Origin of the sequence: Kitasatospora sp. NPDC057542, from assembly GCF_042801945.1 — a bacterium.
In the GTDB taxonomy this organism is placed as follows: Bacteria; Actinomycetota; Actinomycetes; order Streptomycetales; family Streptomycetaceae; genus Kitasatospora.
In genome coordinates this window covers 1-7,360 of the sequence record NZ_JBHVFE010000445.1, presented here as the reverse complement: position 1 = coordinate 7,360, position 7,360 = coordinate 1, and the positions used below count along the sequence as shown (strand labels likewise).

General features: G+C 74.0%; 6 protein-coding genes. 3 read left to right on the top strand and 3 right to left on the bottom strand.

Features of this window, described 5'->3' with window-relative positions; translation table 11 throughout:
• Positions 1 to 14 precede the first annotated feature (14 nt).
• Positions 15 to 1,094 (bottom strand): septation protein SepH, encoded by a 1,080-nt coding sequence (gene sepH, locus ACFU7Y_RS35950; protein WP_224280250.1) that lies wholly within the window; start codon positions 1,092 to 1,094, stop codon positions 15 to 17.
• A 516-nt stretch (positions 1,095 to 1,610) separates the two neighbouring features.
• On the opposite strand from sepH, the gene ACFU7Y_RS35945 reads away from it, so the two are divergent.
• Complete coding sequence (locus ACFU7Y_RS35945) at positions 1,611 to 2,468, top strand: hypothetical protein (RefSeq protein WP_380770875.1); 858 nt, start codon at positions 1,611 to 1,613, stop codon at positions 2,466 to 2,468.
• A gap of 7 nt (positions 2,469 to 2,475) precedes the next feature.
• On the opposite strand, the gene ACFU7Y_RS35940 is transcribed toward ACFU7Y_RS35945, so the two are convergent.
• Both ACFU7Y_RS35940 and ACFU7Y_RS35935 read right to left on the bottom strand, forming a co-directional pair.
• Positions 2,476 to 3,798 carry a D-arabinono-1,4-lactone oxidase gene (locus ACFU7Y_RS35940; RefSeq protein ID WP_380770874.1) on the bottom strand — a complete coding sequence of 441 codons (1,323 nt, stop codon included), beginning with the start codon at positions 3,796 to 3,798 and terminating at the stop codon, positions 2,476 to 2,478.
• Positions 3,799 to 3,902: 104 nt separating this feature from the next.
• Positions 3,903 to 5,171: an MFS transporter gene (locus tag ACFU7Y_RS35935; protein ID WP_224284703.1), complete on the bottom strand. Its 1,269-nt coding sequence runs from the start codon at positions 5,169 to 5,171 to the stop codon at positions 3,903 to 3,905.
• A 131-nt stretch (positions 5,172 to 5,302) separates the two neighbouring features.
• Here ACFU7Y_RS35935 and ACFU7Y_RS35930 point away from each other — a divergent pair, with 131 nt between their 5' ends.
• Both ACFU7Y_RS35930 and ACFU7Y_RS35925 read left to right on the top strand, forming a co-directional pair.
• Positions 5,303 to 6,445, top strand: a complete 1,143-nt coding sequence (locus ACFU7Y_RS35930; RefSeq protein WP_380770873.1) for a ferrochelatase — start codon at positions 5,303 to 5,305, stop codon at positions 6,443 to 6,445.
• A gap of 63 nt (positions 6,446 to 6,508) precedes the next feature.
• A complete protein-coding gene (locus ACFU7Y_RS35925; RefSeq protein ID WP_224282991.1) occupies positions 6,509 to 7,327 on the top strand; it encodes an inositol monophosphatase family protein in 819 nt (272 codons plus the stop codon).
• Positions 7,328 to 7,360 lie beyond the last annotated feature (33 nt).

The window sequence follows — 7,360 nt, the reverse complement described above, 5'->3', positions numbered from 1 at the left end:
GCGTACCACTGTTCCTACTCCTGCTTCTTGCGCCGGCTGCCGAAGACGATCTCGTCCCAGCTGGGCACGGTGGCCCGGCGGCCGGGCCGGACGCCGTCCGCCTCGGCCTGCCGGTCGGTGGTGCCGACCAGGCGCTCGCGGTGCGGGGCGACGGCGCGCGGCATCAGGATGTCGGCGTAGGCCGAGCCCGCGCCGAGTGCCGGGGCGGCTGCCGCGGCCGCCTCCTCGCTCTCCTCGGCGACCTCGGCGGGCACCGGCTCGATCGCGGTGGGGGCGCCGACGGCGAGGTCGCCGCGGAAGGCGGGGACCACGTCGAGCAGGCTGGTCAGCGAGTCCCGGGACTCGGCGGTGGCCTCCCGCGACTCGCGCACCTCACGGGCCGACATGATGCGGTCGGCCGAGGGCCGGTCGATCATCGGGCGGGGCGGCCGGTCCTGGGGGAGCCGGGCGATCCGCGGGATGAACGGGAAGACCGACTCCTCCTCGCGCTCGACGTTCTCGCCGATCAGCGCGCGGGCCTCGTCGTCGTTGGGCTGGACCAGGCGCCGCGGCGGGTCGTACGTCCAGGAGGCGCTACGGCCCTCGCCGTCGGCCCGGTAGGAGAGGATGACCTCCCAGGTGCCGTCGTCGCGCCGCCAGGAGTCCCAGCGCTCGGTGTCCTTCTCGGCGCCGCGCAGCGCGAGCCGCTCGGCCACGGCCTCGCCGAGCTGCGGGCCGGGGGACTCGCCGTTGCGGCGGATGGCGGTCTTGCGGGCGCGTTCGGCCATGAAGGCGCGCTCGGCGAGCACCGGGCCCTCGAAGCGGCGGACGCGGTCGACGGAGATCCCGGCGGCCTGGGCCACCTCCTCGGCGGAGGCACCGGCTCGTATCCGCGCCTGGATGTCCCGGGGGCGCAGATGGCTCTCGACCTCGATCTCGATCTGGCCGAGGCGCGGCCGGTCGCCGCGGATGGCGGCACGCAGCCGCTCGTCGATGGGAAGGGTGTACTCCGTGCTGTCGGCAGCCTTGAGCACCAGCCGTGTGCCGTCGTTGCTGACGGCCACAACCCGCAGTTCGGGCACGGTTACCTCCCGGGTGGTGCCTGCCGACGTCACCTGCGTCGCTGCTCCCGTACTGAGTGTGGCCTGCCCACTCGCGACTGGCCACAACCTTGCTGAGTTCCCCGGCGTGTCGGGCTTACGCCCGCGCACGCCGCTGTGGCACGGTTGCCTTTTTGCCACGCCATCCGTCGACGTCGCGCCTGGGTGTCCCGGCCGTCCTCGCACGCGGAGTGTTCGCGACGATCCGGGACGGGCGTCGCCGTGCGTGCCCGCTCCGTGGCTCCTCGTCAAGCTGCTGGTTCAGGGCAGTCGACAAGTCGACCCAAGGCTCGGGCTTTACGAACAGTACTCCATTCGTGGCATCCAAAGGGGCGGCTCGCCGCTCAAGTCTCCCGCGATTCACGGGAATCTCAAGAGCGTGCTTCCCCAATGGCGGACCACCGCCGGATGAACGGTGATCATCTTCACACAATCCGGGCGCGAAGAACCGCATTTTCGTCCCTTGTGTCCTTCTTTGGGCAAGATGGACAGTCTTGTTCGAAGGACAGTCGTACGGACCGAGGGATGTTGATGCCGGAGCGGAGCCCCGCCGAGGAGGGCGGCAAGGCCAAGGAGGAGCGCAGGCGCATCGATCTGAGTGTGGCTCAGGTCGCGGCGAGTGCGCTGGCAACGGTGGTGGGCGCGCTGCTGGCCTCCGAACTGGGGGTGTACGGCACGATCCTGGGTGCCGCCGTGGTGAGCATCGGGGCCACCACCGGCAGCGCGGTGTTCCAGCACATCTTCAAGCGGACCGGGGAGCAGTTGCGCGAGGCGGTGGACCGGGGGCCGAACCAGGCCGCCAACACCCTGCGCCAGGTGCCGGTCGAGTCCGGGGAGCCGGCGCGGCCGCGGGTGATCACCTCGGAGTGGAACGAGCCACAGGTGGTACGGGCGCGTCGGCGGTGGGGCTGGAAGACGTACGCGGCGGTGTCGGGGCTGGTCTTCCTGCTGGCGATGGCGCCGATCGTGGCGTTCGAACTGGCCACCGGGCAGCCGGTGTCGGCGACGGTCAAGGGCGAGTCCGGCAACGGCACGTCCTTCGGCGGCTCGGTGGCGCCCAAGTCCTCCCGGCCGCAGGACGCCCCGGTGGACCGACCGTCCCCGGGTGGGGGCCATGAGGCCACGCCGTCCGGCGGCGCCCCGGCCCCGGCGACCACCCGGCCGGGCCGCGAGCCGGGCTACACGCCGAGCACCGGCGCGGGGACGGCCTCGCCCTCGGCTGGCCCGAGCGCGACCCCGTCGGCCGGCGCCTCCCCGTCGGCGGGCGGCGGGAAGCCCACCGGCGGGGCGACCCCGCAGCCGCCGGCACCGAGCAGCGCCCCGGCGAACGAGCCGGCGAAGGCGCCGGTGGCCCCGCCGCCGGCCGACGGGGCCGCCGGGACGTCCTAGGGGCGCGTCAGGCGCCCAGCACCCGGCGCAGGTAGTCGTTGCCGAACACCCGTTGCGGGTCGACCTCGTCGCGCAGCGCGGTGAAGTCGCCGAAGTGCGGGTAGACGCCGGCCAGGTACTCGGCGTCGCGGGTGTGCAGTTTGCCCCAGTGCGGCCGGCCCTGATGGGCGGTCATCAGCTGTTCGACGCCGGTGAAGTAGCCCTGGTCGGCGGTGCCCCGGTAGAGGTGGACGGCGATGTAGGCGCTGTCCCGGCCGGAGGCGGTGGAGAGCCAGAGGTCGTCGGCGGGGGCGAAGCGCACCTCGACCGGGAAGCTGACCTTCCAGTCGGAGCGCTCGACCAGGGCCTTCAGCTCGCGCAGCACCTCGCCGACGGCCGCGCGCGGCACCGCGTACTCCATCTCCACGAAGCGGACCTTGCGCGGGCTGGTGAACACCTTGTAGGCGGTGTCGGTGAAGCTGCGCTCGGACCAGGCCCGGCTGGCCAGCGAGGCGATCGAGGGGATCGAGCCGGGGAAGCGCCGGCCGACCCGGCAGGCGCCCTCCCAGACGGTGTTGGAGAGGAAGTCGTCCTCCAGCCACTCCTTGAACCGGGGCAGCGGGGCGGCCGGGCCCTGGCTGCGGTTGTTGCGCTTGGTGGAGCAGCGGTCGGTGTGCGGGAACCAGTAGAACTCGAAGTGCTCGTTGACGGCGGTGAGGTCGTCCAGGCGCTCCAGCACCTCGTCGAAGCCCATCGGCTGCTCGTGCGCGGTGAGCAGGAAGGCCGGCTCGACGCCGAAGGTGAGCGCGGTGATCACGCCGAGGGCGCCGAGGCCGAGCCGGCCGCCCTGGAAGAGCCGGGGGTTCTCGGTGGGGGAGCAGCGCTGGACGGTGCCGTCGGCGAGGACGATCTCCAGCGCGCGGATCTGGGCGGCCAGTGAGCCGGAGTCGCGGCCGGTGCCGTGGGTGCCGGTGCTGGTGGCGCCGGCCACGGTCTGGACCTCGATGTCGCCCATGTTGGTCAGGGAGAGGCCCTCGGCGGCGAGGACCCGGTTGAGCCGGTGCAGCGGGAGGCCGGACTCGACGGTGATGGTGCCGGCCTCGCGGTCGATCGCACGGACGGCGGTGAGTGCGTGCGGGCGGATCTGGACGCCGTCGCCGGCGGAGGCGATCGAGGTGAAGGAGTGGCCGGAGCCGACGGCCTTGACGGTGCGGCCCTGTTCGGCGGCCCGCAGGATCTCCTTGGCCAGCTCCTCCACGGTGCCGGGGGCGGCGGCCCGGGCGGGCCGGGCGCTCTGGTTGCCGGCCCAGTTGGTCCACCGGGTGGGCGTCGCGGTACTGGCCTGGGGCATTGCGCTGCCTCCTGCTCCGTGGCCGAACGGGTCGGCGCGGTCCGGGGCGGCGCGGCCGCCCTACCCGCGGGTAGGCCCGCGGGTAGGGCGAGAGATTAGTCAGTTCACCGTTCGGCGTCTACGGTCCGTTCGGCTCCTTCGACGGCGGCCTCGGTGCCGGGTTCGGCGGTCAGTCCGGCCCGCAGCCGGCCGAGGCCGGCGAGGGCGGCGAGCACCCCGAGCAGGCCGGCGGCCATCGGCACCCAGTAACCGGCGGCGGCGCCGGAGGCGTCGATCACCCAGCCGCCGGCCGAGGAGCCGGCCGCGACGCCGAGGGCCAGGCCGGTGGTGGTCCAGGTCATGCCCTCGGTCAGCTGGGCGGCCGGGACGAGGCGCTCGACCAGGGCCATCGCGGTGATCAGGGTGGGGGAGATGGCGATGCCGGCGATCAGCAGCGCGGCGCCGACCACGATCAGCCCGCCCACGCCGTGCACCGCGTGGGCGACCAGCAGCAGGGGCACCATGCTGACCGCCATGAACAGGACGCCGACGAGGAAGCGCACCGCCATCGAGCCGGTGAGCTTGAGGGTTCCGAAGACCACCCCGGCCAGGCAGGAGCCGAGCGCCCACAGGGCGAGGATCACGCTGGAGACCGACTTGTGGCCCTGGGCCTCGGCGTAGGCGACGGTGACCACCTCGACCGAGCCGAAGATCGCGCCGGTGGCGACGAAGGTCAGGATCAGCACCTGGAGGCCGCGGTTGAGGATGACCGAGCCGCCCTCGTGCCGGGTGGCCGGATGGACCGGCGGCTCGGTGGAGCGCTGCCCGGCGAACAGCAGGACGCCGACGGCGAGGAAGATCGCGCCGAGCAGCAGGCCGGCCTCGGGGAAGACGGAGGTGGCCAGACCGATGGAGAGGATCGGGCCGACGATGAAGCAGACCTCGTCGACCACGGCCTCGAAGGAGTAGGCGGTGTGCAGCTTGCCGGTGTCGTCGCGGTAGAGGTGGGCCCAGCGGGCGCGGACCATCGCGCCGGTGCTCGGCATCACGCCCATGCCCGCGGCGAAGACGAACAGGGTCCAGTCCGGGGCCTCCAGCCGGGCGCAGAGCAGCAGGCCGGTGGCGGAAACGATGGTGAGCGCCATGGCGGGGACGATGATCCTGCGCTGGCCGTGCCGGTCGACCAGCCGGGAGACCTGCGGGCCGAGGACCGCGGCGGAGATCGCGAGGCAGGCCGAGACCAGGCCTGCCACCCCGTAGGAGCCTCTGAGCTGGGACAGCATGGTCACGATGCCGATCCCGGTCATGGAGATCGGCAGTCGGGATACGAAGCCGGTGGAGGAGAAGGCCAGAGTGCCGGGGGAGGCGAATATCTGGCGGTAGCTGGACAGCACGGGAGCTCCGGGCGGGGGAGTAAGGAACAAGGCTGGCGTACACAGCTTACGTATGTTGGCAAACGGTATTTTCCGGACAGCCGTGCGGCCCCGGCGGCGGCGCCCGGCCCCTCAGTGGCAGGATCGGTTCCATGTCCGACGCGCGCAAACCCTCCCCCTCCGGCGCCGCCCCGTACGACGCCCTGCTGCTGCTGTCCTTCGGCGGGCCCGAGGGCCCCGAGGACGTCGTCCCGTTCCTGGAGAACGTCACCCGCGGCCGCGGCATCCCCAAGGAGCGGCTGAAGGAGGTGGGCAGGCACTACTTCATGTTCGGCGGGGTCAGTCCGATCAACGGGCAGAACCGCGAGCTGCTCGCCGCGCTGCGCAAGGACTTCGCCGAGCACAGGCTGGAACTGCCGGTCTACTGGGGCAACCGGAACTGGGCGCCCTACCTGGTCGACACCCTGCGGGAGCTGGCCGCCGACGGCCACCGCCGGATCGCCGTGCTCGCCACCAGCGCCTACGCCGGCTACTCGGGCTGCCGCCAGTACCGGGAGAACCTGGCCGACGCGCTGGCCGCGCTCGCCGAGGAGGGCGCACCGGCCCTGCGGGTCGACAAGCTGCGGCACTTCTACAACCACCCGGGCTTCGTCGAGCCGATGATCGACGCCACCCTGGGCGCCCTGGACGAACTGCCCGAGGCCGTCCGGGCCGGCGCCCGGCTGGCGTTCACCACCCACTCCGTCCCGGACACCATGGCCGAGACCTCCGGCGCCCCGGACGACCCGGCGCGCGGCGAGCCCGGCGGCGCGTACGTCGCCCAGCACCTGGACGTGGCCCGGCTGATCGCCGCCGCCGTGGCCGAGCGCACCGGGGTGGCCGACCGGCCGTGGGAGCTGGTGTACCAGAGCCGCAGCGGGGCCCCGCACGTCCCGTGGCTGGAGCCCGACATCTGCGACCACCTGGAGGCCCAGCACGCCGGGGGCGCGCCCGCCGTGGTGATGGTCCCGATCGGCTTCGTCTCCGACCACATGGAGGTCAAGTACGACCTCGACACCGAGGCCGTCGCCAAGGCCGCCGAGCTCGGCCTGCCGGTGGCCCGGGCCGCCACCGTCGGCGCCGACCCCCGGTTCACCGCCGCGGTGCGCGAGCTCGTCCTGGAGCGGGCCGCCACCGAGCGCGGTGAGCGCGCGACCCGCTGCGCCCTCGGCACCCTCGGCCCCAGCCACGACGTGTGCGCGGTGGCCTGCTGCCCCAACCCGCGCGCCCCGCGCCCGGCCGCCGCCGAGCGCTGACCGCCCGTCCCGTCCGTGCCGGCCGCCCGTCCAGCCCGTTCCGTCACCCCGGAGGAGAACCCCGTGCCCACCCCCGCCCTGCCCGACGACGGGCTCCTCGACGACCTGCTGGAGGTCGCCCTGGACGCGGCCCGGCAGGCCGGCGCCCTGCTGCGCGACGGCCGCCCCGCCGACCTCGGCGTGGCCGGCACCAAGAGCAGCCCGGTCGACGTGGTCACCGAGATGGACCTCGCCTCCGAGAAGCTCGTCCTGGAGCTGATCACCGACCGCCGCCCGGAGGACGGCTACCTCGGGGAGGAGGGCGCCGAGCGGCCGGGCACCAGCGGGGTCCGCTGGGTCGTGGACCCGCTCGACGGAACGGTCAACTACCTTTACGGGCTGCCCTCCTGGGCGGTCAGCGTGGCTGCCGAGGTGGACGGCCGGGCGGTCGTCGGTGTGGTGTACGCCCCGGCCCGCGGCGAGCTGTTCCACGCCGTCCTGGGCCGCGGGGCCCGCCTCGACGGCCGGCCGGTCTCGGCCCGCCCGGCCCCGCCCTGGGGCCAGGCGCTGATCGCCACCGGCTTCAACTACGTCCAGCCGGTACGGGTCCGGCAGGCCGAGGTGCTGCTGGCGCTGATGCCGGAGGTGCGGGACATCCGCCGGGGCGGGGCGGCCGCGGTGGACCTGTGCGACGTCGCCGCCGGGCGGCTGGACGGCTACTACGAGCGGGGCCTGGCCCCCTGGGACCGGGCGGCCGGCTGCCTGATCGCCGCCGAGGCGGGCGCCCTGGTCGGCGGCCGTCCCGGGCACGGGCCGGACCGCGAGCTGACCGTGGCCGCTGCCCAGGGGGTGTACGAGCCGCTCCAGGAGCGGCTGGCCGCGCTGCGCGCCTGGGCGGACTGACCGGTTCGCCGTCCCGCCCCGGAACCCCGGGGG

Coding starts and splice junctions, on each gene's coding strand:
- ACFU7Y_RS35930 (WP_380770873.1), top strand. CDS start 5,303: ATGTCCGACGCGCGCAAACCCTCCCCCTCCGGCGCCGCCCCGTACGAC.
- ACFU7Y_RS35945 (WP_380770875.1), top strand. CDS start 1,611: ATGCCGGAGCGGAGCCCCGCCGAGGAGGGCGGCAAGGCCAAGGAGGAG.
- ACFU7Y_RS35940 (WP_380770874.1), bottom strand. CDS start 3,798: ATGCCCCAGGCCAGTACCGCGACGCCCACCCGGTGGACCAACTGGGCC.